Here is a 23611-nt window from a genome sequence, read left to right on the forward strand (position 1 = left end):
GAGCTGGCGGTCCCGATCTTCGTCCCTCTCCGGGAGTCCTGCCGCGGGATCGGAGAAGGGCTGCCACAGCGGGCGACGTTCAGTCATGATCGCCAGTCTGCCAGGCACTTCGGCTCAGGGCCCGGATCAGACCTCGGGACCTCCTACCGACGGCCGCCTTCTCGGTCCGGATGCCGCTGGAGGTAGCACCTCTCCCAGTAAGCGATCTGCTCGCTGACCTTCGCCCACCCCGCGTGCTCAGCAAGGTTCGCGTCCTCAACCAGCACCCGTACCTCGACAAGGTCGCGCAGTGCTCTGCGGCCCTGGCCCTCCCGCAGGGCATCTCGGGCCGCCTCGACAAGCGGAGCCCCCTGCGTCCCGGAGCGCCGCTGAGCGGTGACCACCACCGGCATGACCTCGGTGATGAACTCGGTGAGCAGAGCGTCCGACCGCATGCCCCGTTGGACCCGGGACATGAGGCGCCCGATCGTCAGGAGGCCGACGAGTACCAGGGCCGCGTGGCAGAGTCCCAGCCACCACGACACGGTGCCCCTGGTGATGCCCGCGTTGGCGTAGATGTAGGGGAGCATCCACCCGGTCACGAGGACGACCGCGACCCACATGATCTTCTCGACCGGGCTGGGGGAGAACTCCCACATCCGACCACCGCGGGCCCGTGCCACGGCAACAGCAACGCAGGAGACGACGAAGAGCCACCCCAAGGTGATGGCAAGTCCCGGCAGGACCACGTGATCTCCCTCGAATACCTGGAGAGCCCAGGACGTACCCGCCACCAGCCGGCCGGTAACCGGATTCTATGGAGCGGCAGCGACAACCGGCCGGGCCAGAGCGATCCAGGCCGCCGTCGAGAGCGGTCGCCGAACAGCCAGGCCGAGGTACGGTCCCAGGATGAGCAGCACCAGCCTCCGCCTCTAGGACCTCGTCGACATGGCGGTAGGGGACGCCGTCTCGATGCCCGCCCGGAGGCGGGCCACTGGCTGATCGCCCAGCTGGAGGCGCAAGGGGACGAGGCGATGTGGAAGGACGCCTGCCTGCTGCTCGCTCCGCTTGCCGCGCGGCCCGCCTACGGGCTGCCGGCGGACAAGGCCGCCGACCGGCTGCGTCTCACCGCTCGAACCGCCCAACCCGATCTCGATGTCGCCCTGGTCCTGATGCTCAAGCTCGCCTACCAGGTGCGGGGCCGGGGTGCCGCTGGCGAGGTGTGGGCCGCGAACACGACCGAGCTGCGCCGGACGGCGATCATGCACCTCCTGATCATGATCAGTGCAGCCGTCGGATACCACGGGCGTCGGCTCAGTCCGGAGGGCACGGTGGCTCTCGTCCGCCGGGCGATTCCGGCTTCGCCCGGTGCGGCCGGGTAGACGGGGACTCCCGAGGTGGTGTCCGTACCGGGTCCGTCCGCGAGATCGTCGCGGCCTCGGGCCTGCCCGTTGCGCGGGTTCGGGCGGCGTTGTCGGTGGGCCGGTCTACGCTGTGCGGGTGCTGGACCTCGCGCCGTCCAGCACCCCTCGGACGGACTTCTCCCCGGCACGAACCGGGGCACCATCGCACCATCGCCACCGTCGGCGGATGAGGGGCCACTCCCGGGCCGTGGGCACCGGGCACCATCGCGAGACGGGCGTGCCGTCTCGCTGCCCAAATCCCTGAGGAGCGCGCGTTCATGGACAACATCACCAGCAAGCAGCTGGGGTACCTGCGGCTGCTGATCCGCGAAACCGGCATCGGTGACGAGTGGCTGGGCAGCTGGGCCAAGCCCTGGCTCACCCAGCGCGAGCGCGGTGTCGGCCAGATCAGCAACCTCTCCAAGGTGGCCGCGAGCAAGCTGATCGACGGGCTCCTGGAGGAGCGGACGGAGACGGCGGACTGACGGCAGGCCGGGTGCCCGAAGTCGGCCGTCGGGCACCCGGCGGCGCGCCGTCCGGCAAGGGCCTTCGTGAGCTTCGGCAGCACGTTGCCGAAGCTCGGGTGGCCGGGGGAGATTGAGGCGCGGAAGCTCGGCGTCAGAGCTACCCGGAAGCCCGGGTAGCTCTGACGATCAACGCCGAGGGGCTGCTGGCCCAGCACCCGAGCGACGACGTACTTCGCGAGCTGGTTCGGGTCGGGCAGCAGCGGGGTCCGGCCGTGAACGTCGTTCTGGTGAACCCGCTCGGGACGCAAGGCCTGGGGCCGGGGCGACGCTCCGGCTGCCTCGACCGGACAGCCCCAGCGCGGTGGTGAGCGCGACCGCGGTCACAGCGGCGAACGCCGCCACCGACGCGGCGAAGCCGTCTCGGGCAGCGACCCGGTTGACCAAGGCCAGCACGATGTCGAAGCCCGCGTGAGCGGCCATTAGGGGCAGCACCGCGCGCGAGCGGCGGTACAGCAGCACGCTGACGACCGCCCACGGCACGAGGGGGATCGCGGCCAGGCCGTACTCCAGGTGGTAGGACAGCCGCGCCGCCGTCAGGACGACGACGAGCCCGGCCAGGCCGAAGCGGCGCAGCCGGGCGTCCGTGACTACCTCGCCGATCCGCCAGGCCGCCAGGAGGGGCAGGACCAGGACGACGATCTCCTCGCTGATGCCGGCCGCCACGGAGGAGACCGACTCGCCCAGGAGCGTGCTTCCCCCGCTGCCGCCGGAGTATGAGGCGAGGGCGGGGGAGTGGGTTCGGGCGAGTTCGAACAGGACCTGCACGATGAACGTCGGGGCCTCCGCCAGGCAGAACACCGAGCAGGAGGCGGACAGCAGCTGCCGCGCGGACAACCGGGGAAGTCCTACCGATGGCGCCCGTTCCGCGATGCCCACTGTCAGCCACGCGGGCAGGGACAGCCACAGCCACAGGGTGGATGCCCAGAGCATGGCGGCGGCGGTACTGGTGCCCTGGCTCGGGGCGGCGCCGGAGGCGGCTGCTTGTGCTCCGGGCCAGGCCGCCCCGATGGTGATCGCCATGTAGGAGAGGGCGAAGGGGCCGGCGAAGGACCAGGCGATCGCTCGTCCCGTCTGCCCCGCGCGAGGTCGGGGGAGCGGCTCGCGGTCGGGCAGTGCCCCCAGCAGCCTTTGCACGAACGGCATGCCCACCCCCTCCGGATCGCCGTGCCCGCAGCAGGCCGTCCCTGGGCCGCTGCTGTCGGCGGTGGTTGGTCGGTGAAGGCACATCAGGCAGCGAGCGGCGGTCCGGGCAGCGTAGCAGCGCCGGGCGACCGCCAGGGTGGGAGGTGTTGCGTGCCCGCTCGAACGTCGGGCCTCGCGGCTCCCGCTTAACCACCAGCAGGTCGGCCCGGCGCACGGTCACTGCGCTGGCGGACGACGGCAGCGCCGCTGACTCGCGCTCGGGCGCGGCTCGGGCCATGGTCCCGTCGCGAGTCATCTGAGTGTTCGACCAGCGGCCCGGCGAGCGGTGCTGGCTGCCGGTCCGGCAGTCGCGGCCGCGTTGAGTCGGTAGTGGGACGCCTGGCATGCTGGGCGCAGCCGAAATCCGAGGGAGCGCTGTGGTCACCGATGAGCGTAATCGCTGGGTCTCGTTTGCCTGGCGCCGCGACCTTTTTGTTCCGGTATCGGTCAGTCAGTCTCTTGTAGTCGGAACCGGCGTAGTGCTGCTGGCGGCTCTCAGCAGTACCGTCGCATTCGCCCTCTCTGAATGGCATGCCGAAGCTCTGCCGGGAAAGGGTGCTTTCGGACTTGTGCTGAGGGTTTCCGATCTCTATCCGATTCTCCCCGCGCTCTTCGCGCTTGTTCTTGCCGCCTTTGCGGTATATCTGTCCACCGCCGCCGTCTTCGGCGCCGACGACCCCCATCTGGGCGGTCGGCGCCGCTGCACCTGCCGCCGTTGCCGCTGGGGCCACTGGACCGCGCTGGAGCTGCGCCGACCGCTGTTCAACACCGAGTCGATGCTGGGGCTGGCGGTCACCGCTCTGACGGCAACGCTGGCAGCCGACGCGGCCAGCATCGCGGGCCTCGGCCTCGGCCTGGGCGTGGTGGCGGACGGGCACCTGCTCTTCCCCGTACGAGTCGCCGCGGGCATCCTCGCGTTTCTGCTGCTTTTGGCCGGAATCATCGCGACTTGGGGCATTATTCTGTGGTCGTTTCTGGCGGTCGGCGGCGTATTCCATGTCCGGAACAGCCGGGTCAGGGGCCGAGCCAACAGGAATTCAGCGGTGTTCGCGCCTCTGGCCGTCTACGACCCCGAAGGCGACACGGTGTCGGACCTGAAAAATAGGCAAGAGCAGGCATTCCAGCAGTTCATGGATGCCCACCTGCTCCCGAAGAGGATCACCGGGCAGGGCGAGACCACCCAGACCCTCCGCCTGCTGGGCGTCGAGGTCCAGGAGGCGGCCACCGCAGACATGTGGGGGCTGGTGCCGGCGACGTGGCCCGAAGGTTGGCGGCTGGTTCGCAAGGAGGACGGCTACTTCTGGTTCGACCTGGTCAACGGGTCAGGGACAGCGATGATCGAAGGCCTCGTCAACGGCAAGGCCTACGATGCCCGGGCGCACCTGCGGCTCACCGACGCCGGGCGACGCGAGGCCCGGCGCCGGTGGTACGGCCTGTCGGACAGCGAGCGTGCCCTCATGCAGCAGCGCGGCGGACCCTGGAAGCCGCCGTACCCGGCCGTCGCCGAAGGTCCGCACTTCGAGGCCGGGGACAACTACGCCCTCGTCGCCGCGCAGCTCCGGGCCAGGGGCTGGACCATCGGGGCCGAGGAGGCCACCGGCGTCCAGGTCGTCTTGTCCGAGGCGGCGTCCGCCTGGGCCGCCGAGCGCCGGGCAGGCGACAGCTTCTGGCTGCTGCCGGGCGGCACGTCCGCCAACACGGCGCGCACGGGCTGCTCCGGGGACGGGACCTATCCGTGGGACACGCAGGAGGCCAAGGCGTCCTGGCAGGACCCGAGGGCCCTGGCCGACGAGGTCGACCAGGTTCTCCGCGATGGCTACCCGGGCGAGCCGGCCTCGGAGAACGCGGCCGCGGACATGCTCTAAAGCCCTGTTGTCGGGCAAAGGCCGACAACAGGGCAGTCCCCGTCAAGCGGGGCCGGGCTCCGTCACCGCACCGGCCAGATCGGGGTGACGGAGCGTCGGTTGCGCGGCGAGACGACGCTGGGCCTGCTGCGCCGCTGGGTCGGCGGTGTCATCGGATCGGGGACAGCCGATTGAGGCCCGGCGAACGGGCTGCGGCGCGCAGATCGGCAACAGTTGAGCAAATACACCTTTCTCCGCGTACGTGTACGCAAGGGATAAATCACCCGGACGGGCGGCACAGTCGCAGACCAGGCGGAATCCCCGCCGGGCCGTCACCGCGCTCACTACGCTCGACGGCGTGACCACCACCGCGGCCGCCCGGCGACCCATCACCGAGCTGCCCGCCAGCCCCTCCGCCATCGGCCTGACCTACCAGCTGGAAACGCCGCTGCGCAGCCATGCCCACGACCGCACGATCGAGCGCTGGACCGTCAGCGCCCGGATCGGGGAGCACTTCGGCCTGGAGCCCACCCCGGCATGCGCTGCCTGCGTCGACCGCCGGGCGGGCGTGCAGCAGGCCAGCGCCGCCACCGCGGACGACGACGGCTGCCCGCATCGGCTCCTGGTCGGTGAGTTCGTCTTCTACCGGATCCGCTGGGGCGCCGGCATGAACCCATTCTGGGCGATGGAAGAGGAGACCCAAGGCCTCTACGAAATCGCCGAAGCGATCTTCAACGAGGAGAGGAACGACTACAGCAAGGAGTTCACCGACCTGGCCGACATGGTCATCGGCGGCAGCGACCTCCTGGTCCTCGACCACGCCGAGCTCACCGGGCCGTGGCGCGGCTTCGGCCTCGGGCCGATCCTGGCCGCCGAGGCGATCGACCGCCTCAACGGCGGCTGCGGCGCCGTCCTTCTCCACCCCGCCCCGATTACGACCGACGACCTGACCTTCGACCAGTTCAAGCACGCCAGCAAGCGCCTGGAGGAGACCTGGGCGAAGGTCGGCTTCGTGCCCTTCCTCACCAGCCCCTATCTGGTTTTCGGGACCTGCTGGGGCATTCCCGAGCAGCGCCTGGCCGCCCTGCGGAAGGAGCTGGACGCCCTCTGCGCCCAGTGGCAGGCCGCCCGGCGGACCAGGCCCTGACCGCCAGGCCCGGGCCGGGCAGGCCACCGCGCCCGGCCTGTCGGTGCGCGCCGCTCGTTCGGGTGATCCCCCGCGGCGGCTTCGGCCGGCTCGCTACGGTGAGCACGGAGCCGGCCGGACGCCGGGGACGGGAAGGAGGCCGCGGTGGGGCGAGCGGTAGTCATGACGGCCGGCCAGGCACGCCAGGCCATCGGTGAGGCCGTGACCGCCAGGATCACCAGGCTGTTCGAAGCCTGCCTGGCCGGGATGCGCGAGGACGGTCTCGTGGAGGTGTACGCCAAGTCCTGGCGGGGCTCAGCCCTCCCCGGCCACGATCCGAGCGCCGTCCCGCCGGTGCCCACCGCGCTGGTCGTGACCGGCAAGGCATGGTCTGAGCCGGGCGTCATCTTCACGTGGAAGAGCGAGTCGGGCGACCCGCCCTACTTCCAGATGGACACCCCGGCGGGCTGGATGACCCAGGTCGTCCACGCCGGGCACGCCGTGATCGACGGCCTGCCGGTGACCGCCGTCCTGGAGCGGGACGACCAGCGCCGTCCGTCGAAGGTGCTCACGGTCGCCCTCACCGGGTACTTCGACGTGAGCATCCACGGTTGGCGGGCCTGGGCACGCGACAGTGTCCGCGAAGTCGACTGGGCCGACCCTGATCAGCCGACGTTCCGCCCGGCCGTAGCCGGCTGAGCAGCGGTCAGGCGCGACCGTCGTCGTAGACCTCGGCCGGCTCGCTGCGCCGCTCCTCGTGGCCCTTGCCGTCGCCCTCGACGTGGATCCGGGACGCCTTGAGGCCGCTCCACTTCCAGACGATCTTGATCCAATGGGCGTCGTCGCAGCGGTTGTGGTAGTAGACCGTGGTCGACCACCAACCCGGGTCGTACGAGTACGCGAAGCACCCGTCCACGTTACGGGTCATCTCGCGGCGGCTGGCGGCCGCCTGCGCGGCCACGCTGGTGCCGAATAGGACGGCCAGAACGACGGTCGCGGCGACGGCGGTACGGCTCAGGTGACGCATTGTCCCTCCCAGGGTCTGCTGCCAGACGGGCGGCAGGTGCCCTGCCCAACCCGGCGGACTGCGCCCCGGTTCGCCAAGATCACCCGGACAGCCCAGATCTACCACCGGCGACCGCTGTCGGACCCCGTCGGCCGTCCCGGGACCTGACCGATGCGGGGCACGGCAGCGGCCGACGGTGCCGGTGAGACGGGGAGTCAGTCGCTGTCCAGGAAGCGGAGTACGTCGGCGTCCCCCTTGTCGGCCAGCGCCGCCACGATCTCGGGGTGGTCGGCGTCGAAGGCCTCGACCGCGCTGCGCGCGGCCTCGATGGCCTGCTCGTTCGCGGGCTGGAGGTGGCGGTAGTAGTGGCCGGGATCGCCGCCGGGATCGGCGTGGGCCGCGGCGCGCTGGGCGTCGTCCGCGTCGCACAGCCCGGCCACCCGGCCGGTCAGCTGTTCACGCTCGGCCACCAGGGCTCGGCCCCAGGAGGTGTACAGCACGGCGGTGAGCTCGGCCGTCCTCCGGTCCTCCTCGGCCCGGGCGCTGCGCCAGGCGGCGAGCTGCCGGCCGTCGGTGGAGACCGCGAACTGCGCGAGGGCGGTGTCCCCGAGGACGGTGAGCTGGCGGCCTCCTCGGTGGGTCAGCCACACCGTGGAGTTGTCGCGGATCAGGTGGGTGTGGCCGGCTGGGCGGCGGCTCTCGGGCACCCCGTGAGCAGTGGCCTCCGCGAGATGGCTGTTGGCCACCTCGGCGCCGTCGGAGTCCGTGGTGACGCTGTACCGGGCTCTGGGCCCACCGGTGCCGTGGGCGTGCCAACTCCTCCGCTGGGCAGCGGAGGCGTGCCGCCTGGACGGCGCTTGCCTCATCCTAGGGGGAGCGTCCGACAGTCGGCCCCGGAGCGCGGTGACGTTCAAGCTCGCTATGCCGTAGGCCGATGACCAGACCATGACCGACATCCCGCTTCTTCCAGGCCCTGCCTTCGAGGGGCGCCCGATCGTGACCGCCTCCCAGGAATTCGTCCACTCCTGGGGGGACGACTTGGCGGAGGTCAACGAAGCCCTTGCTGAGGTCTTCGGGAACGACGGACACTGGTGTCGCGTCGGCCCGGACGTCTACACGGTCGGCATCGGCGACCCCGAATACCGGTTGAGGGGCTCGACCGTAGGCTGGCACGTCGACCTCTTCCAGTCCTCCTGGGCACCGGAGTTCGGCGAACTCCGCGAGGTGCCCGCCAAGTACCGCCAGGCCGTGGCTGCCTACATCGACGCCAGGGACCGGCTGACCATGCCGCCGCCGAAGGTCGAGGAACTCCGGCAGCGCGGCGAGCCGGAGGACACTGCGGCGGTGCACGCCCTGGTTGGCCATCACCTGGTGCTGCTGGAGGACCAACTCCGGGCGTTGGACGCCTTGCAGGTCTCGCTGTCGGAGGAGGCGCGGTGCCAGCCCTGGGCCAGCCGGTTCCTGAGCAAGGAGTGCCAGGAGATCAAGGAACGTCAGGATTGCGTGTCCGCTTCCCTGGTGGAGTACCACCTCGGCGAAGCAGGTACTCGGGTGAACATTTGGTTCTGGGAACAGGGCTTCGACCTGCCGGGCGGGTTCATCCCCTTGCTTCCCGACAGCGCCCCGGCTCCGGAGACCGCCGCGGTGTGACGGGCCGCGCTGCCGGGCCCGATCAGCGCCGTACGGGCTCCCCGCTCTCCCATCGCCGTCCTCCGGCTGGATCGCCTCCGGCCCGGACGGGCGCGCGGAGCTGACCACCGACGGCACGGCCGTCCTGGCCGGCGTGCGGCCCGTCCCTGCCGTCGACCTCACTGTGTGAACGGGGCAGCGTGAGCGGAGCCGGTACCCGGCGGCCACCGGCTGCTTCCACTCCCTCAGGTCATACCGGCCGGTGCCCCGCCCGGCCGCCCGGTTGCAGGGGCTTCCACCGCGCCCTTGTAGGTCGCTGCTCCCCGGACACCCCACGGGCGTTTTCAAGATTCTTTGCACCGGGGAGCCGGGGCCGTCCCCCGGGAGCAGCCGCCGCGCCACCCTCCGGCAGGAGGAATCAGATGTCCGTGGGGGCGCCGGGACGCCCGAGGCGGTCCGCTGGCGGCTGCGGCAGCGGCCAGTACGCCGTGGCGCGCTTGCCGGCGAGCGCATCGAGCAGGACGTCCTCGGAGACCTGTAGGACCGGGGCGCACCGCATGAGTTGGGAGGGGGAGGGGGCCGCGTCGCCGTTGAGCCAGGAGGCGACGAGGGGTTCGGGCAGGAGAGCGGCCTGGGCGAGCTGTTGCGGGGTGAGGCTGAGCCGGTCGATGCGGTGACGCAGGGTTCCGGCGGCGGTGTAGTCCCGGCTGAGCGTGCTCAGCCGCTGTTCCAGGAGCTCGGGGAGATCGGGGTCGAGCGGGGGCGGAGGCGGGCTCTCGGGGTCGCCCAGCAGGGCGGCCGGGTGGCGGCGGTAGTTGGCCAGGATGTAGTTCGCGCAGTCCAGGAGCAGGTCGGTGGCCCAGGTCCGGGCGTCTTGGTCGGTGCGGTCGGAGTTCAGGCGCCAGGTCTTGGTCTGCCCGCGCAGTTGGAAGTTGTGGTCGACGAGGAGCCAGCCGGCGGTGCGGGCCGTCGCCCGGGAGTTGATGGGCCAGATGCGCCCGGGCACCACGGAGGGTGTGGAGAAGAAGGCGGTGAGCAGCCGCTCCAGCGATGCGGCCATCGCGATGGCGCACGGTTCGTCGAAGAACCGGTGCTGGGCGAGGCCGACGAAGGTCTCGAACTCCTGCCGCAGACCGTCCGGCAGCCCGGCGTCGAGGTCTGCTTCCGCTGCGGCGGAGATGTCGGTGCTGGTGAAGAAGGCCGTTGGGTCTGCCGCGGCGAGCCGCTCCAGGATCTCCGGGCTCAGGGGGCGGGGCGGGCGGGGGCGGACGTTGTTGAAGGGGACGAACCACGCGCGCGGGCGCAGGTCGCCGGTTCCGAGCTGCTGGCTGGCCGGGTGGTCCGGATCGGCCGCGACGTGCTGGAGGTCTTCGTCGAAGTGCATCAGCACGTCCCAGTCCTGGAGGTAGGTCTCCAGGTACAGGTCGAACGCGCGGTGCCGGATGCTGATCTGGTCCGCGGTGGGCAGGCCGTAGTCGGCGGCGTAGTCCTCGTCGTCGAGGTAGTCGAACAGTTCCCTCGCCTGACCGACGATCAGGTGGAACGCTAGCTCCTCCGCCGTGCACGTCGCGGATGGCGCCCGTCCGGCCCGCAGATCGTCCCGCAGGTTCTCGACCGCCTGGACCATGGCCATGCGCCACGCTGCGCCGTGGCCGTCGCACACCGCCGGCAGGCAGGCCAGGAACGACTCGTTGGTCAGCCAGTCGTCCTCGTCCTCGGAGCGCTCGTAGACGCGGTCGCCGTGCTCGAACAGGTCCTCCCAGCCCATCTCGGCGAGCTGGTCGGCCGCGGCCGCCAGGAGCCGGGCGCCGAGCGGGGTGAGCACGCAGTCCGCCTCCGGGTCGAAGTACCGCCTCCGCTCGTCCTCCTTCTCCGACTCCTCCGGGCGCAGCTTGGCCTCGCCCAGCCGCAGCAGTTCGGCCGCGCGCTTCACGGTCAGCGGCGCGGGGGCCAGAAGCAGGCCGCCGTCCAGGTGGTCCTGCGCCCAGGCCGGGTGCCCGCGGTCGGCACCGCGCGGGTGGGCGATGCCGTACGGGGAGAACCAGTAGATCGGTGCGTCCCAGCCGCCCTCGGGCTCGGGAACTTCTTCCTCCTCCGCGTCCTCGCCGTCGGCAGGGCACCGGGCCTCGGGGATGCTGTACTTGGCGTCGTCGACGACCAGCTGCCACGCCTCCTCCCAGTACGGCTGCCGGTAGGAGCGCTCTTCGGCTGCCTGCGGCACGGCGACCCCCAGCGCGCCGAGTTCGTCGTCGCTGGCCGCGAAGAGTGCCGGGGCGGCTTCCAGCATGACCTCCAGCGCCCAGCTCTCGGCCCCGCAGCGCGGTACCGGCGCAAGGCCTCCGGCGATGTCGTCGGCCAGGTCCCACAGCGCCCGTGCTGCACCCGCTCGGAAGGCGCGCCCTTGGGTGTCGCATGCCGGGGGCAGCAGAGCGAGGACGGTGCCGTCCGCGCCGGGTGCGTGGCGGTCGAACGGGGTGTCTCCGTGCGCGGCTGCGTCGCGGTAGGTGAGGACGGCCAGGGCGCGCCCGGCGGCCATCAGCAGGCCGGCCTCGAACGGCGGCAGGATCTTCTCCAGGCTCTCGCCGGGGAGGTCGTAGAACTCGGCCTCGTCGGTGAGTGCGCTGTAGGGGTCGTGCTGGGCTGACATCAAGGCCTCGCTCGCGACAGGGTGGCAAGGTGACCAGTATCCCGGCCTGGGGGATGCCCCCACACCGCGCACGGAAGCGCAGCCAGCTGTGGGGCGGCGTGAGGGAGCCCGTAGAAGAGCCGGCCGGCGACGGCCTGTCAGTACCCGCCCCGTACAACGATCTTTGATCAGGAGTGCTCGGCTGCCAGGTCAGCGACCCACCCGGCGACGGTCGCCGCGTCGACGGTTGTCTCCCAGCGGACTTCTCGGCCGGGGTGGGCGGCGCAGTGCAACCGGGCAAGGAGGCCGTCCTCCGGCAGTTGCTCGATCACAGCCGAGGGCTCGGCAGAGCACCGGGTGTGCCGCGCGGTGGTCCGCAGCCGCGCGGCGGCCAGCGCGGCCAGGTGCCGGGGAGGAAGGGTGGCGGAGCTGCGGCAGCCGTTGCACTCCAGCAGGTGCCGCACCGCGGGGCCGTGGTTCCAGAAGGTCCGCCAGATGCCCTTCTGTGAGCGTTCGTCCTGGTTGCAGCTCGCGCACGCTGGCCCGCGCACATAGTCGTGGGCCGGTTCGTGGCAGTGGTCCCAGACGGCGGCCTGCCGCAGGCCGCACACCACGCAGAGGTAGTTGTCGGCGCGCGTCGCCCGCCGCCGCTCGCTGGTGTAGCGCACGCCCCGCATCGAACCGCCGTACAAGCGGTGCTCGCCCTCCGCGCAGGCCGGGCACTGGGTGATCCAGCCGTCCGCGCCGGACGACCGCCAGTCGCGGTTCTGCCGGGCCCGGGCCGCCGCGGTCGGCCAGGACAGGTCTTCCACCGCGCCGCACCCAGCGCACCGCTGCGCACGGGCGAGCAGCGCCAGGTGCTCGGTGCGCCACCGGTCAAGGACGTCCGCCCACCCCTCAGGGATGCTCCACCGGCCGGCCCGGCGGCGCACCACGTCCATCACGACCACTCCGGCCACCACAAGCGGGTCACGGCTGTCGGGCTCCCGGACACCTCCGAGCAGTCGGCTGAGCTCCTTGACTGCCAGGCGGTGCACCGCGGGGTCGAGTCCGGTGTCGAGGAGGTCGGCTGCGGACGGGCGGCGGGGGGCACGTGCGGCGCGGTCGACGAGTTCACCCTGGACGGCCAGGCGCCAGTTGTTGTCGAAGCGGGAGTTCCGGTTGAGGTCCGTCCAGGGCAGTCCCAACGGGACGAGCCGGCCAGGTTCCGCCGCCACTGCTGCGAGCTGCCGCAGGGCCTCATCGAGGAGGGCCTGGTCGACGTGCCACACCCCGCTGCGCTTCACGCCGGGCAGCGCCGTGGCGCCCAGGTACAGGTGGCCGGTGTCACGGACGAAGGCGGAGTGGAGCCCCGCGGCGGCGAAGTGCAGCGGGGGCGCGGTGAGGACGGACGCAGCAGTCGCCTGGGCGGCGGCGAGGGGTATCAGCACGGTGGCAGGGTGCCAGCACCTTCTGACACACCCTGCGGGGTGGCCGGAGCCAACGGGAAGATCTCCCGCGCGGCGGCCGCCGGTGCGGACCGCTCCTCCAGTCACCACACCCTGCCGAGGTGGACGTCGCGGCGCACCACCCTGGTCCCCGTGGCGCACGGGGGCCACGTCCCGCAGGGTCACCGTCGGCCCCAGGTCGCGCAGGCCGGCTCGTGCCAGGTGGTGCGCACCACCAGGCCGCCGGGGGAGATGTGCTCGTTCGACCAGGCCCGGCAGCACGGGTTGCCGAGCGGCCGGACCTCCCGGCCTGGAGCAGTGGCGGGAGGTCCGGATGGGCCGCGACGGCGGTGCCGGGTGGGAGTCGTCATTTCAGGGGCTGTGCCACCGGACACTGGCCCCGAACCTGGCACCACCTGTACGGAGTAACTGGCCCGAGTGTGAGATACCGCGACAAATGTGTCAGATACCGCGACACACCATCGGAGTTGTGTAGCGCGGGGAGTGGCGGTTGTCAGGTCCTGAGAGCACCTACAGTGGTGCCCGTATCGGGCTCACGGTAGGGGGAACGGACATGGCATCGGACAACCTCACGTTCTTCTCGATAGTGCAGAGCGAAGCAAAGCTGGAGAGCGGCCACGACCGCCTCTACGGCGACGGCCTGTACCGGATCGTGCGCGTCGAGGAGGAACGGCCGTGACCACCGGCACCACCTACACCACCGACACCGACCCCGCCGCCCCTGGACGGCTGGAGCTGGCCCCGTACAGCAGCCGGCCCGCGCCCGCCGACCGGGACCTGGGCCGCCCGATCCTGGACTCCCCGTTGGTGCGCGGCGCGATGTGGCTGCGCTGGAGCGGCCACGACGGCATCCGCACCCTCCACCAGGGCGCCGACCTGGCCCGCGGCTGGACCGAGCGCGACGTCGACGGCATGGACGGATGGGTTGCCCTGGTCGAGGGCCGGATCGTCCTCGGCACCCGCCCCGGCGGTGGCCTGCCGGAGCCCGTCGTCCACGCCGAGGCGTGGGAGGCAGGCGCCACGCTGCACGCTGCCCTCGCCCAGCACCCCCACCACCCCGACCGTGCCACGGACGAGGACGACGATCAGGAGGACGGGTTGTTCGGCGACGCCCGTAGCCGGGTCCGCCGCCGAGCGGCCGGGATGCCCCTGGAGAACCTCCAGCAGGCCCTGCACCGGGCCCGGGAGGACGAGCGCGCCGCCGACCGGTACGCCGACGTCGGAGACGAGGCCGCCTACGCCGCCGCGGCCACCGTCTGCGCCGAGTGGCAGCGCGTGCGCGACCACACCGCCGAGACCGGGGCCGAGCGCTACGACCCCGACCACGACACCGCTCTCCAGCACGCGCTGCGCCGTGAGCGCCACCGCCAGGACGTCGCCGCCTGCGCCCGCGAGGCAGCCCACCAGTCCCGCCAGACCACCGACACCGCCCACCGCCGCCTCGCGGGCACCGCGGCCCAGCCTCTCTACACCGCCCTCGACCGCGCTGGCCTCCACGCGCTCACCGACGACGACCACCAGGCCGTCCGCGACCTCACCCGCCACCTCGACCCCGCCACGCTGCGCCAGGTCGCGAGCTGGCTGGAACGCACCCGCACCGCCGCCTTCGCACTGCGGGGCACCGAGGCGGGCCCGCCCGTGCGGCCCGTCGTACGGCGCAGCCGGTTCTGACAAGTCGCGAGGCGCCAGCCACCATCACGGGGCCGGCGCCTCGCACTGTGCGTGCCGTCAGTACCCGCTCCCGTAGAGGTGCTTGTCCCACTCGCCGGGCCAGACCCACTCGTACATCACCCGCCGCGCCCAGTAGCACCGGTTGATGCCGCGGTGGTGCTCCTCGTAGGACTCGGGCGGGTTCTCCGACAGCGCGTTCCAGCGCTCCATCCAGTGCCTGTCGGCCTGGCGGTAGGCGAAGGTTCCGCGGGCTTTGCGCATGTCGGCGAACGTCGTGGACGCCTCGACCTCCCGCTGGAGTTCCAGGTACAGGCGGCGCCGCTGCGGGTGGGTGGTCTGGTCGGCGAGGTCGCCGAGCGCGGCGACGATCGTTGCCCGTCCTTCGGCGAGGATCTCCTCGGGGGGCGGGGGCAGTGGCAGGGGGGGAGGGCCGCTCGCGGACGGCGGCGGCGACGGCGGCCTGGTGGCTCTCGCCGGTCTCGGCCGCGCGAGCCCGGGCGGCGTTCTTCCGGGCGTGGTTCTTGACCATCGGGTGTCCTTGCTGGTGGCCGGCCCGCGATCCGGGCCACTGGACGGCACCGGGACAGTCTGCTGCGAGGCGGGCGTTGATGCGGGGCACCGTCAGGACGTTGGTGCTGCCGGTCGCGGCCGTCAGCGGTCCGGGACCGACACACCGAGCGGCCCGCCAGCAGGATATCGGGACGGCTGGCACCGTCGGGCCGACTCGCCTTTCGGCGCGCTGTCAGCGCCTGGCCGAGCGGCCGCGCGGTTCTGACCTCGGACGCCACAGCGCCGCAGGCTGGATCGCGGCGTGGCCGAACCGGTTGGCCGCCTTGTCGAGCACCGGCTCCAGGGCGCGGCTGCTCTCCGTCTGCGGGTCGAGGGTGAGCTGGGTCCAGCCCGCCGCCGCCGGGGCGAGTTCGGCGACCCGGGCGGTCACGGCCCGCACCCGTGCCCGTTCCAGTCCGAGCGCGGTGAACAGCCCGTACAGGGCGGCCTGTACGTCCGGGGTGTGCTGGGTGGGCTCGCGCAGGGTCCGGCGGCGGACGGTGTGGGAGCGGTCGGCGTAGGTGACCTGGAGCTCGACCTGGCGGCAGGTCTGGCGGGAAGCGCGCAGGCGGGCACCGAGCTCGCCCGCCAGGTCGAGCAGGGCCCGGCGGATCAGGTCCGGTTCCAGGACGTCGCGCTCGAACCGGCGGGTCGCGGCGATCGCGGCGGGCGGTCCGCCGGCGGCGATCGTGCGGTGGTCGACGCCGTGGGCCCGTTCGTGCAGCAGGCGCCCGGTGCTGGCTCCGGCCACCCGCTGGACGGTGGCCACCGGCAGGTCGGCGAGCTGCCCGACGGTCTCCACGCCGTAGCGCACCAGCGCGCGCTCCAGCACCGGGCCCACTCCCGGCAGCCCCCGCACCGGCTGGGCGTGCAGGAAGACCAGAGCCTCGCCGGGGTCGTCAACAATTCGGACCCCGCCGAGCTCGGTGGTGTCGGCGAGCAGCTGGGCGAGCATCCGCGTACGAGCTCCGCCGACGGCGGCCAGCAGGCCGAGGGTCGCGGCGAGCCGGGTCTGCACCAGGTCCGCGAGCCCCGCCGGGCTACGCCCGAAGTAGCGCAGCGCGCCGGTGATGTCGAGGACGGCGGCGTTGGGCGGCAGGGCCTGCACGACCGGCGTGATCTGGGCGAGGACGTCGAACAGCTCGGTGTACACCTCGAAGGTCGGCTGGGCGAGGCGCAGGTGGAGGATCTGCCGCTCGTTCATCCGGCCCCCGGCCGGGCGGTACGCGTCGCCTGCGGTTGAGCTGGGTACGGGCATGGCTCAGCCCGCCGATCCGGCCGAGGCGTGCCACATCCGCCCGGCGCCGCCCGGACCGCTGCGCCCGGGCCGGCGGGCGTCGCCGTGCCTGCCCTCCTCTTCGTCGGTTGCGGCGGGGTCGGCGAGCAGGGTGCGGACGGCGGGGGTGCCGCCGTCGCGGTGGGCCTCGGCGACGTCGCGCAGGTTCCAGGCGTGGGTGCCGACGATGCTCACCGAGCGGCCTCTGCGCTGGACGGTGCCGCGGACGAGGAGCAGCCAGCTGTGGAACACCGTGTGGGCGCACCGCTCGTGGGTGTCGTCGAAGAAGGCGAGGTCGACGATGCCGGTGCCGTCGTCGAGGGTCGCGAAAATCGTGCGGCGGCCGGAGCGGGTGGGGGGTGTTTGGTTGGCGACCTTGGCGCCGGCCACGAGGACGGTCTGGCCGGTGCGGAACTGGTCGAGGCCGGTGGAGGGGGTGGCGCCGAGCTCGGCCAGCAGGGGGTGGAGGTCGCTCATCAGGTGGCGGCTGGTGTCCATGCCGAGGACGTCCAGCTCGGCCTGGAGCTGCTGGGCCGGGTCCATCTCGCCGAGGCCGGTGGCCGGTGCCTGCCCGGGGTCGGCGGCGGCGAGGGCGAGCTGGGTGGGCATCGCACTGGCGCGGTGGGTGCGGTGGAGCTCGTCGACCAGGAGCAGGAGCTCGCGGCGGGTGGCGCCGGGGGCGAGCGCGTCGAGGGCGCCGGTCCGGGCGAGGTTCTGGGCGATCGGCTGGGAGGGGCGGGCGCGGTCCCAGAAGTCGGCCAGGTCGGTGAAGGGGCGGCCGTCGGCGATCCGGCGGGCCTGCTCGGCGGTGATGCCGTGGATGTCGGCGAGGGAGATCCGGATGCCGGTGCGCCCGTCCGGCAGGAGCTCGGTGCGGTAGACGGTGTCGGAGCGCTGCACGTCGAGCGGCAGCACGGCGACGCCGCGGCGGCGGGCGTCGGCCAGCACCAGGCGCTTGGGGTACATGCCGGGGTCCGCTTCAAGAACGCCGCAGGCGTACTCAGCCGGATGGTGGGCCTTCAAGTAGGCCGATTGCAGCGTGGCCAGCGCAAACGCGCAGGCGTGCGATTTCGCGAAGCCGTAGGCGCCCATGGCGCGGAGGATGTCGAGGACGCGCTCGATCACGTCGCGGTCGTAGCCGGCCTCGGCGGCGCGGGCGCGGAACCAGGCCTCCAGCGCGGGCAGCCGCTCCGGGTTGCCGAGGGCGCGCCGGGCCTCCTCGCCCATCGACAGGTCGGTACGCGTCATGACGGCGACGATGCCGGCCACCTGCTCGTTGAAGATCACCACGCCGTAGGTGTCCTTGAGCACGGGGACCAGGTCCGGGTGCGGGTACTGCGGGGGCCGCTTGCCGTGCCGGGCGAGGATGAACGGTTTGATCATGTCGGCCTGCACCGGGCCGGGCCGGAACAGGCTGATCTGGCAGATCAGGTCGTGGAAGGTGGCCGGTTGGAGCCTGCCTGCCAGATCCCGCTGCCCTCCGCTTTCGAGCTGGAAGACCGACAGGCCGTCGCCGTTGCGGAGCATGGCGTACGAGTCCGGGTCGTCCAGCGGCACCTGCTCGCGGTCGTCCAGGTCCAGCTTCCTGCCGGTGGTGCGCTCGATCTCCCCGATCGCGTACGCCATGGCACTTTGTGCTCTTACGCCCAAGATGTCCAATTTTAGAAGCCCAAGATCCTCCACATCGTGCTTGTCGAACACCGACATCGGCAGCTGCTCCCCGGCGGTCGGCATCACCGGCGTGCGGGCCAGCAGGCTGGAGTCGGACAGCAGCACTCCGCACGGGTGCATGGCGATCCCGCGCGGGAGCCCGTCGAGCTGCTCAGCCAGGTCGAAGAGCTGCCCGTACCGCTCAGCGTCGGCCGCCACCGAGCGCAGCTCCGGAAGCTCGGCCAGCGCGGAGCGGATGTTCCGCGCCGCGACGTGCGGGAACGACTTGGCCAGCTGGTCCGCCTCCGCCGGTTCGACCCCGAGAGCGAGCGCAGTGTCCCTCAGAGCCCACCGGGCACGGTAGGTCTCCGGCATGCTGACCGTCGCCACCCGCTCCGGCCCGAACCTGGACAGCACGGCCCGGTAGCACTCGATCCGGCGCGCGGACTCCACGTCGATGTCGATGTCCGGCAGGCTCTTGCGCCGCAGGTTCAGGAAGCGCTCCATGATCAGACCGTGCTCCAGCGGGTTTGCCACCGCGATCCCCAGCAGGTGCACCACCAGCGACCCGGCGCCGGAGCCGCGCGCCGCCACCCGGATCCCCAGCCCCTTGATGTCCTCGACCACCTGCGCCACGGTCAACACGTAGCTCGACCAGCCCAGGGTGGAGAACACCCGCAGCTCGTCCTCCAGCCGCTCGACCGCCGCCCGGTCGCGGTCGTAGCCGAGCCGAACCATCGCGGCGCCGGCCCGCTCCCGCAACACCCGCCCGGCCGTCCCCGGCCCGATCCCGATCCGGTCCTCCTCCGGGAAGTGGACCCGCCCGATCCCCAGGTCACTGCCCGGGTCGACCCGCAGCTCCGCCGCCGTCCGCTCCGTCGACGCCAGCAGGTGCGCCGCACCCCCGCGCTCCTGGCCGGCCGCCCGCGCCACCTCCTCGGCCAGCACGGCCATCTCCGCCCCCGGCTTGAGCCACCGCTCGCCGTTGCAGGTCCGCCCCGGCCGGATCGGCATCAGCAGCCGCGCGGCGTCCAGCACGTCCGCCACCCGAGACTGCCCCGCGTCCGCGTACCGCACCGCGTTGGTCAGCACCGCCGGCACATCCAGATCAGCCGCCAGCCCCAACGTGCGCGCCGCCAGCCGCAACGACCCCGGCCCCGTCCCCGCCCGCCGGTGGTGCACCGCCTCCAGCCGAAGCCCCGGCCCGAAGACCTCCCGCCACGGCCCCAACAGCCCTGCCGCAACATCCGCCCGCCCGGCCGCCAGCGCCCGCACCGGCTCCGACCCGGGCCCCAGCAGCACCGTCAGCCCACCCCCGTGCTCGCGCAACGCCTCCCACGGCACCACCGGCTGGCCACCTCCGACCTCCGCCCGCTGCGCCCAGCCCGCGGTGATGAGGGCGCACAGGTTGGCCCAGCCGGTGCGGTCCTGGGCGAGCAGGGTCGCCCGCGGGGCACTTTCGGCGACGAAAGATCCGCCGCGCGCCGGGGTCCTGGTCCGGCCGGCCGGGGCGGTGGGCGGGTCGAGGAGCGGGACGGCCAGGTCGGCACCGAAGACGGGACGGACGCCGGCCGCCGCGCAGGCCTTGGCGTGCCGGACAGCGCCGGAGACCGTGTCCCGGTCGGTGAGCGCGAGGGCGGCCATGCCGCGCTCGGCGGCCCGCTCAGCCAGCACCGACGGCATCGCCGCGCCGTACCGGGTCGAGTACCCCGAGGCGACGTGCAGGTGGGTGTAGCCCATGGGTCGCCTCCTTGCGCCACGACCCCCAGCTGTCTCCGGTTCCCCTCCCGTACGAGCAGCCTAGACCCTGTTCGAATCTTTGTGCGAATAGGTAGCGCCGAGCGAGCCCCCACGGAACTCGGATACAGCACCCGCCCTCGCGCCGCGCCGGTGCACCTACCGGCCGCAACCGCCGGGGCAGCCCCGCCCAGCGCCCACCGCCCTCTCGGATGCGGAAGAAAATCAATAGGCCACCCCCTCCCACCTGCGACGTTCCTCCGCTCAGGTCGCGATGGCGACTCCCGGTCGGGCGGGTTGGGTACATGTCCCTCGTGACACGGATCCGGTGGGCAGAGGTAGTCCAGAAGGCCGCGCAGGTCGCACTCGGCTACGGAGGCGACGTCACGCTGCGCCAGGTCTATTACAGGCTGACGATGGCCGGGGTCATCCCGCACACCGCCTCCTCCTACAAGCACCTGTCGGCGCGCGTGGCCGCCGCCCGCCGCGAGGAGCGGTTCCCAGACCTGGTCGACACGGTCCGCCGGGTCCACGTGCCGCCGGCCTGGCAGGACGCGACCGAGATGATCATTCAGGTGCCCAGCTGGTTCCGGCTGGACCGCACCCGCGGCCAGCAAACGGCGCTCTATGTCGCGGTGGAGAAGGACACCCTTCGGGCCCAGTTCACCGGCTGGCTCGACGAGTTCGGAATCCCGGTGATCGTGGTGCGCGGGTACGGCTCCCAGTCCTACGTCCAGGTCGTCGCCGAGCGCACCGCTCGCGATCCACGGCCGGCCCACCTGCTCTACGTCGGCGACTTCGACTGCTCCGGCGAGGACATCGAGCGCGACTTCCTCGCCCGCACCGCCTGCTGGGCCTCAGTTGAGCGCGTGCTGCTCACGGACGAGCAGCGTCTCGCCTACGGGCTCCTTCCCACAGCGGGGAAGAAGGACGACCCGCGCTGGCCCGCCTTCGCCGCGAAGTATGACTTCGACCCGGCTCGCCCAGTCCAGTGGGAGGTCGAGGCCCTCGACCGTAACGACCTGCACGCCCTGCTGATGGCTGCCATCGAGCCGTACGTGGACCACGACGTCCTGGCCACGGTGCTCGCCGACGAGCACCGCCAGCGCCAGCGCTTGGAGCGCTTCGTCGATCGTTGGCTCAAGTCTCCCGCCGGACCATAGTGGTGCAGCGTCCCCTGCCCTGTCGCCGCCCGAGGCGGCCGGGTCAGCGACATGTACTGTCAGCCGATTCCGGGCATGACCTCATGGAGAATGTCGCGCGTTGACTCCTGTGCTCTAGACCTCTTCCCAAGCCCCTCCCGCTCCAGCTCGCTCCAGCCGATCGCCAGATTCAGCTACCATCAGTGACCACCTGGAGTCCCGGGGACCTGCTGAGCGATAGAACAATTCAGTTTCCTTTTAGAAGTGTCCCCTGAGGAATAATCAGGGATTCTGCAACACCCACAGGGAGCTCGCCTATTTCACTGAGCAAGGCCATCCAGCCGGTCCTGGAAGAACACGCTTTCCAGCCGCTGAACGGAAACGGCTATGCCCTGCCGAGGCCCGCAGGGCGCCGAGCCCCTGGTCGACCGTCGACCGCGAACCTCCGCGCTTCCGGCTGCCCAACGGTCGGCCCGCTCGCGAAGCGCGTTGGCCGGGCTTCGCAGCCGCCTGACGGCGACGTAGAGATCGTTTGAGCTGCTCATGCTCGTGCGTCATCACCCCGCCGGTCTGGGTGTCCAGGGGATGCCGTTAGCGCCGGACGAGTACAGCTGCACGTGCATCCGGAGCGGAGCACTGCGGCCCGCCGGCCTAGCCCACCCGCGACCATCGGTTCGCCACCTCCGGCGAGCCTCGCAGGAAGCGACCAGCGCCTAGGTGTATATCAAACCGCATATGTACGCGCATGCATCCTGGCTGCATACATCGACCTAGCTGCGCTGGTGGCTACGGGAAGCAGCACGTCGCCTCACCGGACATATCAATCCGCACATGGCGGCGCATGGTTCTCGCCTTGCCCCCTCGGAACGAGCTGGTGCCCGGTCCCATGTCGGGGCCGGGCACCAGAAGGTCTTGATCAGCTAGCGCACCACTCGCAGAGCAGGCCGCTCCGTTCGCTGCGGTGCCGTTCGCTTCGTCGTCCGCGGTGCTGCCTCAAGCCGAGGAGGCCGCATCTCCGGGGTCGGGATGTTCAGGGACCAGGTGACAAGATCGGGATCCTGCATGACCGCGGTCGCATGCCGGGCGCTCGGGTACCTGGCGAACAGGGGGTGGATACGGACCTGACCGCGGCGGCGGATTTCAGGCGGATCGATGATGCCCCTCTGTGCGAGGCCAGTCAGTGCGCGGCTGATGTTCGGCTGCTGGACTCCGAGCCGCTTCGCCAAGCTCTTCTGGGTGACCTCGACCAGGCCGCCGTACTGCTGCCTGCTGAACAGGATGTCCAAGACGTCACGTTCAGTAGAGGTGAGCTTGGCGTTCGGCAGGTACTCGTACACCAGGGAGTTCATCCAGAACTCCTCCTGGGGAATCTGGGGAATCTCCTCAGCGGGTGAGCTCATCAGGCCGCCTTCTTCCCGGGAATCTTGATGGCCTTGGCTGCCATCGTTTTCTTACCAATCTTCTCGATCACCCTGTTGCAGTGGTCAGAACCCCACCCGAAGGCCCAGGTTGGATTCACTTGGTAGGTCCCGCGTGAAACCTTCCAGACAAAGTTCTTACTATCGAGCTTAACAATAGCTCGTGAAACGGTCGTCTGGTTGCAATGCAATTCCGCGGCAAGCTGCGCTTGCGTTCCCCTCCAGAGGCCGTCCTTGTCGACATCGGCGGTCATGTTGTCGAGGACAGCGCGCTCTCTCTTAGAGAAATCGAAGAGGTGGATGTTCTTCAACAGCATCTTGTCGATGCCGGCCCAGCTGCCTCCATGGGTCTGGGCAGAGGCATGCTTGGCGCGCTTCGTGTCCGCGATCAGCGTGAAGCCGATCCCAGGGTTGGCTTCATGCAGCCGCTGGAGACTGTCACCAAGGATGTTCTCCAGCCCGTTGGTGACCTTCTGAGCTGCTGTCTTGCGGCGCCGGCCAGGCGTGGTGTCCGTCACCGGCCGTCCTCTCTGTGGTCCTTCGGAACGCCTGAGAACATATCAGACCGCATATGAAAGAGCCTGCAAGTAGCCGCTCCCACACGCCGTGTCGAAGCCACCGGAGAGACACCGAGCCCGCCGGAGTCTGCGGTCGAGGCCGACCCGAGCCAGACGCACAGCCTGTGGATGTAGGCGGGTAAAAGATGCATGCATCTGGCCTCGAAATCGGGCTGTTGTAGGCGCTCAAGAGTGCATGCAATTTTTGCGTTTCCGCAGGTCAGCAACGTGCTGCCATCTTCTAAAGAAGAGCGACCATCCCCCAGAGGCGGTCCTCGCGCGCGCGAGGAACCATCTCCTGGCCCCGCGGGGACGGCTTCCCTGATGGGCCGTCAGGCCCTTGCGGTTCCGCGGCCGCCGGCGGAGGGCTGTGCCCCAGCGAGGTATTCGTCCTGGTGCTGCCCTGTGTCTGGCCGGTGTGCGGCCCGGCTGTTGCCCTGCCGGGCCGTTGCGCCCCGGGAGGGCCTGTCGGCCTGTTGGGCTGCCCGTGTGCCGTGTGGGGTGTGCGGGCCCGTCCAGGCCCGGGGGAGGGTGCTGGAGGGCCCGTCAGGGCCCGTGCCGTGCCGGGGTGGTGTCGTGGTGCTCGCGGGGCCCCGCCGGGGCCCTGGGAACGGGCTCCGGGTTTCGGTCGGGAATGGGCTGTCATTTCCCCGTCAGGGGAAGGGGGAAGGGCCCTTCCAAGAATGCGCGGCACAAAGTTCACCGGCCTCCCGGTCCGGGCCGTCGGCCCGGACCGGGAGAGCAGCCCAACCAAGAAACCACGGCACAAAGTTCACCACACCCCCGAATACGCCGGAGGCGTATTCCCCCAACCCCCACCCACCCCACCGGCCGTCAGGCC

Annotated in this window: 21 protein-coding genes; 9 read left to right on the forward strand and 12 right to left on the reverse strand. The window is 71.3% G+C overall.

Annotated elements, in window-relative coordinates; all coding sequences use genetic code 11:
* Positions 1-143 precede the first annotated feature (143 nt).
* Positions 144-728, reverse strand: a complete 585-nt coding sequence (locus tag ACFWXO_RS22060) for a hypothetical protein (RefSeq protein WP_380525476.1) — start codon at positions 726-728, stop codon at positions 144-146.
* A gap of 285 nt (positions 729-1013) precedes the next feature.
* Here ACFWXO_RS22060 and ACFWXO_RS22065 point away from each other — a divergent pair, with 285 nt between their 5' ends.
* Together ACFWXO_RS22065 and ACFWXO_RS22070 are read left to right on the forward strand one after the other, a co-directional pair.
* Complete coding sequence (locus ACFWXO_RS22065) at positions 1014-1361, forward strand: hypothetical protein (protein ID WP_380525477.1); 348 nt, start codon at positions 1014-1016, stop codon at positions 1359-1361.
* Positions 1362-1660: 299 nt separating this feature from the next.
* The gene (locus ACFWXO_RS22070; RefSeq protein WP_380525478.1) at positions 1661-1867 is read left to right on the forward strand and encodes a hypothetical protein; all 207 of its coding nucleotides are present in this window, start codon (positions 1661-1663) and stop codon (positions 1865-1867) included.
* Between the two features lie 168 nt (positions 1868-2035).
* Here ACFWXO_RS22070 and ACFWXO_RS22075 read toward each other — a convergent pair whose 3' ends face one another.
* Complete coding sequence (locus ACFWXO_RS22075; RefSeq protein ID WP_380525479.1) at positions 2036-3052, reverse strand: type II CAAX prenyl endopeptidase Rce1 family protein; 1017 nt, start codon at positions 3050-3052, stop codon at positions 2036-2038.
* 416 nt (positions 3053-3468) lie between these two features.
* On the opposite strand from ACFWXO_RS22075, the gene ACFWXO_RS22080 reads away from it, so the two are divergent.
* From ACFWXO_RS22080 to ACFWXO_RS22090, 3 genes are all read left to right on the forward strand, one after another.
* Entirely contained in the window at positions 3469-4956 is a 1488-nt protein-coding gene (locus ACFWXO_RS22080; protein WP_380525480.1) for a hypothetical protein, read from the forward strand.
* A 337-nt stretch (positions 4957-5293) separates the two neighbouring features.
* Complete coding sequence (locus ACFWXO_RS22085) at positions 5294-6082, forward strand: hypothetical protein (RefSeq protein WP_380525481.1); 789 nt, start codon at positions 5294-5296, stop codon at positions 6080-6082.
* A 144-nt stretch (positions 6083-6226) separates the two neighbouring features.
* Positions 6227-6760, forward strand: coding sequence for a hypothetical protein (locus ACFWXO_RS22090; RefSeq protein WP_380525482.1), 534 nt, complete (start codon positions 6227-6229; stop codon positions 6758-6760).
* Positions 6761-6767: 7 nt separating this feature from the next.
* Here ACFWXO_RS22090 and ACFWXO_RS22095 read toward each other — a convergent pair whose 3' ends face one another.
* On the reverse strand, positions 6768-7088 hold the full coding sequence (locus tag ACFWXO_RS22095; RefSeq protein ID WP_380525483.1) for a hypothetical protein: 321 nt from the start codon (positions 7086-7088) through the stop codon (positions 6768-6770).
* Positions 7089-7282: 194 nt separating this feature from the next.
* Positions 7283-7933 (reverse strand): hypothetical protein, encoded by a 651-nt coding sequence (locus ACFWXO_RS22100; RefSeq protein ID WP_380525484.1) that lies wholly within the window; start codon positions 7931-7933, stop codon positions 7283-7285.
* A 130-nt stretch (positions 7934-8063) separates the two neighbouring features.
* Here ACFWXO_RS22100 and ACFWXO_RS22105 point away from each other — a divergent pair, with 130 nt between their 5' ends.
* Positions 8064-8717 carry a hypothetical protein gene (locus ACFWXO_RS22105; RefSeq protein WP_380525485.1) on the forward strand — a complete coding sequence of 218 codons (654 nt, stop codon included), beginning with the start codon at positions 8064-8066 and terminating at the stop codon, positions 8715-8717.
* A 397-nt stretch (positions 8718-9114) separates the two neighbouring features.
* On the opposite strand, the gene ACFWXO_RS22110 is transcribed toward ACFWXO_RS22105, so the two are convergent.
* The 3 genes from ACFWXO_RS22110 to ACFWXO_RS22120 form a co-directional block, all read right to left on the reverse strand.
* A complete protein-coding gene (locus tag ACFWXO_RS22110) occupies positions 9115-11343 on the reverse strand; it encodes a hypothetical protein (protein WP_380525486.1) in 2229 nt (742 codons plus the stop codon).
* A 167-nt stretch (positions 11344-11510) separates the two neighbouring features.
* Entirely contained in the window at positions 11511-12752 is a 1242-nt protein-coding gene (locus tag ACFWXO_RS22115; protein ID WP_380525487.1) for an endonuclease domain-containing protein, read from the reverse strand.
* A 179-nt stretch (positions 12753-12931) separates the two neighbouring features.
* The gene (locus ACFWXO_RS22120) at positions 12932-13120 is read right to left on the reverse strand and encodes a hypothetical protein (RefSeq protein WP_380525488.1); all 189 of its coding nucleotides are present in this window, start codon (positions 13118-13120) and stop codon (positions 12932-12934) included.
* A gap of 203 nt (positions 13121-13323) precedes the next feature.
* Between ACFWXO_RS22120 and ACFWXO_RS22125 the strand changes: the two genes are divergently transcribed.
* Both ACFWXO_RS22125 and ACFWXO_RS22130 read left to right on the forward strand, forming a co-directional pair.
* A complete protein-coding gene (locus tag ACFWXO_RS22125; RefSeq protein ID WP_380525489.1) occupies positions 13324-13449 on the forward strand; it encodes a hypothetical protein in 126 nt (41 codons plus the stop codon).
* Positions 13446-14441 (forward strand): hypothetical protein, encoded by a 996-nt coding sequence (locus ACFWXO_RS22130; protein WP_380525490.1) that lies wholly within the window; start codon positions 13446-13448, stop codon positions 14439-14441. The genes ACFWXO_RS22125 and ACFWXO_RS22130 overlap by 4 nt, the downstream gene beginning before the upstream one ends.
* Before the next feature lie 57 nt (positions 14442-14498).
* On the opposite strand, the gene ACFWXO_RS22135 is transcribed toward ACFWXO_RS22130, so the two are convergent.
* From ACFWXO_RS22135 to ACFWXO_RS22145, 3 genes are all read right to left on the reverse strand, one after another.
* A complete protein-coding gene (locus tag ACFWXO_RS22135) occupies positions 14499-15020 on the reverse strand; it encodes a hypothetical protein (protein WP_380525491.1) in 522 nt (173 codons plus the stop codon).
* A gap of 163 nt (positions 15021-15183) precedes the next feature.
* The gene (locus tag ACFWXO_RS22140) at positions 15184-16194 is read right to left on the reverse strand and encodes a hypothetical protein (RefSeq protein WP_380525492.1); all 1011 of its coding nucleotides are present in this window, start codon (positions 16192-16194) and stop codon (positions 15184-15186) included.
* A 57-nt stretch (positions 16195-16251) separates the two neighbouring features.
* Positions 16252-19656 carry a DNA polymerase III subunit alpha gene (locus ACFWXO_RS22145; protein WP_380525493.1) on the reverse strand — a complete coding sequence of 1135 codons (3405 nt, stop codon included), beginning with the start codon at positions 19654-19656 and terminating at the stop codon, positions 16252-16254.
* A 302-nt stretch (positions 19657-19958) separates the two neighbouring features.
* Between ACFWXO_RS22145 and ACFWXO_RS22150 the strand changes: the two genes are divergently transcribed.
* Complete coding sequence (locus ACFWXO_RS22150) at positions 19959-20816, forward strand: hypothetical protein (protein ID WP_380525494.1); 858 nt, start codon at positions 19959-19961, stop codon at positions 20814-20816.
* 899 nt (positions 20817-21715) lie between these two features.
* On the opposite strand, the gene ACFWXO_RS22155 is transcribed toward ACFWXO_RS22150, so the two are convergent.
* Together ACFWXO_RS22155 and ACFWXO_RS22160 are read right to left on the reverse strand one after the other, a co-directional pair.
* The gene (locus ACFWXO_RS22155; RefSeq protein WP_380525495.1) at positions 21716-22195 is read right to left on the reverse strand and encodes a helix-turn-helix transcriptional regulator; all 480 of its coding nucleotides are present in this window, start codon (positions 22193-22195) and stop codon (positions 21716-21718) included.
* Positions 22195-22731 carry a hypothetical protein gene (locus ACFWXO_RS22160; RefSeq protein ID WP_380525496.1) on the reverse strand — a complete coding sequence of 179 codons (537 nt, stop codon included), beginning with the start codon at positions 22729-22731 and terminating at the stop codon, positions 22195-22197. Before ACFWXO_RS22160 ends, ACFWXO_RS22155 begins: the two co-directional genes overlap by 1 nt.
* Positions 22732-23611 lie beyond the last annotated feature (880 nt).

Source organism: Kitasatospora sp. NPDC059088 (assembly GCF_042738155.1).
Lineage (GTDB): Bacteria > Actinomycetota > Actinomycetes > Streptomycetales > Streptomycetaceae > Kitasatospora.